The sequence below is a fragment of the Streptomyces sp. XY431 genome (genome assembly GCF_001279805.1).
Lineage (GTDB): Bacteria > Actinomycetota > Actinomycetes > Streptomycetales > Streptomycetaceae > Kitasatospora > Kitasatospora purpeofusca.
Genome location: NZ_LGDO01000198.1, coordinates 1 through 4036 on the forward strand (window position 1 = coordinate 1; position 4036 = coordinate 4036).

Here is a 4036-nt window from a genome sequence, read left to right on the forward strand (position 1 = left end):
CAGCACCGAAACCCCCGTCATCACCCTCGACGCCCGACGCCGCGACAGCGCCAAGAGCGCCCTCATCACCCTCGTCGAACACGCCCTCCTCGCCCGGCTCCGCTGAGCGGAGTCCCAGGTCGGCGGCCCCGGCACCCCGTCGCACCGACGGGGTGCCGGGGCGCGTTCGCTTGCGGGGAGATGTCGTCCGGGCGCCACGCGCAAGACCCTCGCATAAGCAGCGGATAACAGTTCGGTAGGCATTTCGTGATCAACAATGACTGTTTGTAGCGAATCAGCGTCGCTCAGCGCCAGAAGACCACAGTTTTGCTCCAAGTTGTCGGCGAATGTCCTAAATTGCACCGCGCACAGCGCCCACCAGCAGCTGTTTGTCCCCCATCCCTGCACGTGCTGAAATTCCAGCTACCCCTGGATCCCGTACGGCTGTCGCTCCGCTCCCCGGAGCACGCGGCCACCGGGGGTAGCGCTGGATTGATCCATGGCCGCCTGTCGGCCGAGAGGTAGTTGTCGAGTGAGGCGTAAGCAGCAGGTCGCCCCGCAGCGGCGCTCCGAGCCCCGCCAGAGCGAGCCGAACGGCACGGCACCGGAACCGGGCGGGTTCTCGGCGTTCACCCCGACCGAGGAGCGGCCCCAGGCCGCCCCGGCACCGCAGCCGCCCGGCACCGGGAAGGACCGCCCCACGGGCGCCCCGGTCCTCGGGTCCGGCAGCGGCCAGGGCACGGACGGCGCCGGGCCGAAGAGCAGCCGGTACGACTTCGTGCGGCCGCGCAACTGGCGCGTGCCGGCCCGTCTGATCGCGATTCTGCTGATCCCGGTCATCATCGCCCTGGTCTTCGGCGGCCTGCGCGTCAACACCTCGATCGACGGCTTCGTCAAGGCCGACCGCGCCCAGCGCACCGCAGCCCTCGCCAAGGCCGCCACCGAGCTCTCCGAGGCACTGGAGAGCGAGCGCGACAAGACGCTCATACCCCTGATCACCAAGCAGGACCCGAACAACGACGTCACCAAGGCGCGCTCGACCACCGACGCCGCCCTCAAGGCGTACAACGCGGCCTACGAGGCGAGCGACAAGTCCGGCGAGCTCCCCCGGCGCCACGACGCGTTCCAGCAGATGGTCGTCTTCCTGCCCCAGCTGCGCGCCACCGCCTACAGCGACACGCTGTTCGCCTCCGCGACCGTCAGCGCCTACTCGGTGATGTTCGCCCCGCTGCTCGCCTACGACAACTCGGTCGGCCTCGGCTCCAGCAACCTCACCAGCAAGGGCCGCTCGATCTACGCGATGTCGCTGGCCAAGGCCTCCGCCTCGACCCAGCGCGCCCTCATGCTGCAGCTCCTGGTCGGCATCGCCGCCCAGAAGACCACGCGCTTCGAGAACGTCGACCTCATCCAGCAGCTGCTGGTCGCCCAGCGCCTGGAGCAGACCGCACTCTCCGAGTTCAACACCGGCAGCGCCCCCGAGGACGCCAAGAAGTACGCCGACGCCCAGGTCGCCCAGGCCGTCGCCGACCAGCGGACCGCGTACCGGATGCCCAACGGCAGCGCCCCGACCATGGGCGGCCTGCTGAACGTCGGTGCGGCCTACACCCAGGCCGCCGCCAACGGGCAGTCGCAGGGCCGCGAGGTGGCCGACCGCGCGTACAAGGAGGCCAAGGACGCCGGCCTCACCCCGGAGAACTGGAACCAGGCCGCCAACACCCACATCTCCAGCCTCCGCGCCACCGAGGTCGTGCTGCTGGACGACGTGCTCGCCGACGCCGCCGAGCTGCGCGACAACGCGCGCTTCGACGCCATCCTCAACTCGCTGATCGTCATCGTCGCGCTGGTCCTCGCCGGTGTGCTCACCGGCTACGTGGCCCGCTCGATGATCCTCGGCATGCGCACCCTGCGCAGCGCCGCGCTCGACATCGCCGACCACCGCCTGCCCGATCTGGTCGAGAAGCTCTCCAAGACCGACCCGGAGCGGGTGGACACCAACGTCACCCCGATCCCGCTGTACGGCAAGGACGAGATCGGCGAGGTCGCCCGGGCCTTCGACCAGGTCCACCGGCAGGCGGTCGCGCTCGCGGCCGAGCAGGCCCTGCTGCGAGGCAACGTCAACGCGATCTTCACCAACCTGTCGCGCCGCAGCCAGAGCCTCATCCAGCGCCAGCTGGCGCTGATCACGGACCTGGAGAACAACGAGGCCGACCCGGACCAGCTGGAGAACCTCTTCAAGCTGGACCACCTCGCGACCCGAATGCGCCGCAACGGTGAGAACCTGCTCGTCCTCGCGGGCGAGGAGGCCGGCCGCCGCTGGAACACCCCGGTCCCGCTGGTCGACGTCCTGCGCGCCGCCGCGTCCGAGGTGGAGCAGTACGAGCGCGTCGAGCTCTCCGGCATCCCCGAGGCCGAGGTCGTCGGCGCCGCCGTGACCGACCTCGTCCACCTGCTCGCCGAGCTGCTGGAGAACGCCACCACCTTCTCCAGCCCGCAGACCCGGGTGCTGGTCAACGCGACCCGCCTGCCCGACGGCCGGGTGCTGGTCGAGATCCACGACAAGGGCATCGGCCTCACCGCCGAGGACTTCGCGGAGATCAACGAGAAGCTGGCCGAGCCGCCCACGGTGGACGCCACGATCTCGCGCCGCATGGGCCTGTTCGTGGTCGGCCGGCTGTCCCAGCGGCACGACGTCCGCGTCCAGCTCCGCCCCTCCGGCGAGTCCGCGGGCACCACCTCGCTCGTCATGCTGCCGCCGTTCCTGACCCAGATGGCCGCGACGCCGGAGCCCGAGGAGCAGTTCACCGTCTCCCGGATCTTCGCCGACCAGGAGCCGGCCGCCGAGTGGGCGCCCGACCGGAGCCAGGCCCGCAGCGCCGCCGAACTCGGTTTCGACGACCACCTCACCGGCCTCAACGGCGCCGGTTCCAGCGGCTTCAGCCCGGCCCTGGAGGCCGTCCAGCGCTCGCAGCGCCTGGACCAGGTCCGCCGCGCCGCGCTGGAGTCCGGCCCGGAGGGCGACCGGCCGGTGCTGGACGCCGACGTCGAGGACGAGTACCCGGCGTACGGCCGTCGCAACGACGAGGACTACGGCCAGGACGCGCAGTACCCGCAGCAGGGCTACGAGCAGTCCGGCTACGCCGACGACCAGTACGGCTACCAGCAGGACGAGTACGGCCAGGACGCCGGGTACCAGCAGAACGGGTACCAGCAGGACGGGTACCAGCAGGACGGGTACGGCCAGTACCCGCAGCAGGGCTACGACCAGTACGGCCAGCAGGACGAGTACGGCCAGGGCGACGGCTACGACCGCTCCGGCTACGCCGGGGAGAACTACGGCAACCGGGCCGAGGAGGCCCCGGCGGGCCACCCGTACGCCCCGGAGCAGCCGGCCCTCCCGGCCGCGGCCGACGCCGGCTCGGCCACCCTGCCGTCCGGGCTGCCGCAGCGCCGCCCCGGCCAGCAGCTGGCCGGCGGCGGGTTCCCGTCCGGCCCGCAGGAGAGCGGCGAGACCCCCAACTGGTTCGCCGGCGCCAAGGACACCTCCTCCGCCCCGGCCGAGCCCCGCGGCAGCCACGACGTGTCCGCCCTCGGCGGCTACGGGCCCACCGGCCCGACCGCGGCCGGCGGCCAGAGCTGGCAGTCGCCCAACGACGGCGACTGGCAGCGGGCGGAGAAGCTCCGCGAGCCCTCCTCCAGCGGCACCACCCAGGCCGGCCTGCCCCGGCGCGTGCCCAAGCAGAACCTGGTGCCGGGCAACGCCCAGCCCACCCCGCAGGACGGTCCGCAGGTGTCCCGCGCGCCCGAGGAGGTCCGCGGCCGTCTCACCAACCTGCGCCGCGGCGTCGAGCAGGGCCGCAGCGCCGGCAGTACCGGAAGCTTCCGGATCGACCCCGATCAGGTAGACCCGTCCGGCAACGGACAGCAGAATCGCAGCACCGATCTCTTCGGCGGCTCGAACCACCAGGAGCGTTGAGTTGAGTCAGATGAGCCAGGCCGCACAGAACCTGAACTGGCTGATCACCAATTTCGTGGACAACACCCCTGGGGTGTCGCACAC

1 protein-coding gene and 2 pseudogenes are annotated in these 4036 nt (G+C 71.4%); all 3 read left to right on the top strand.

All coding sequences use genetic code 11. The annotated features are described in order from the left end of the window. A pseudogene (locus ADK60_RS20185) lies at positions 1–106 on the top strand (ATP-binding protein); the annotation flags it as partial. Between the two features lie 405 nt (positions 107–511). After that, entirely contained in the window at positions 512–3952 is a 3441-nt protein-coding gene (locus ADK60_RS20190; RefSeq protein ID WP_053647838.1) for a sensor histidine kinase, read from the top strand. A 10-nt stretch (positions 3953–3962) separates the two neighbouring features. Further along, positions 3963–4036: pseudogene (locus ADK60_RS42130) on the top strand (roadblock/LC7 domain-containing protein); the annotation flags it as partial.